Here is a 375-nt window from a genome sequence, read left to right as displayed (position 1 = left end):
GTCGTCGAGCAGAGCCGGATAATCAAGTCGCTGATCCGGTCAGGCTGGAAGATCACCCCGGAGGACGTGGCCGCGCTCAGCCCGTACGTCACCGCGCATGTGAAACGGTTCGGCGACTACCTGATCGATGTGGAGGCGCTTCCGGAACCGTACGAAATCGAGCTGGCCCTGGCGGCGTAGCGCGGTTCAGTCAGCGTGTATTGCCGCAGCAGGATCTGTTCTGCTGGATGGGCGGGCACGGCACCGTGCCGTAGGAGCAGAACACGCAGCAATCGCCCGCTTGGGGGCGCAGGAGCGTGTTGCAAGCAGAGCACTCGTAGAAGAACTGGCACGCCGTGGTGGGCATGGTTTCAATCGCCTGGTGCCCGCATGCAG

Annotated in this window: 2 protein-coding genes; one reads left to right on the top strand and one right to left on the bottom strand. The window is 63.5% G+C overall.

The window, feature by feature from the left end; genetic code table 11:
* A partial coding sequence (locus tag FLQ44_RS01975) for a Tn3 family transposase (RefSeq protein WP_147692823.1) occupies positions 1-180 on the top strand: 180 nt, incomplete at its 5' end.
* Between the two features lie 10 nt (positions 181-190).
* Here the strand turns inward: FLQ44_RS01975 and FLQ44_RS24005 are convergent.
* Positions 191-375 (bottom strand): GDCCVxC domain-containing (seleno)protein (locus FLQ44_RS24005; RefSeq protein WP_147692822.1); only part of this gene is annotated, 185 nt, incomplete at its 5' end.

The sequence above is a fragment of the Vogesella mureinivorans genome (assembly GCF_007644035.1).
Taxonomy (GTDB): Bacteria; Pseudomonadota; Gammaproteobacteria; order Burkholderiales; family Chromobacteriaceae; genus Vogesella; species Vogesella mureinivorans.
This window is presented reverse-complemented; position numbering and strand designations above follow the sequence as displayed.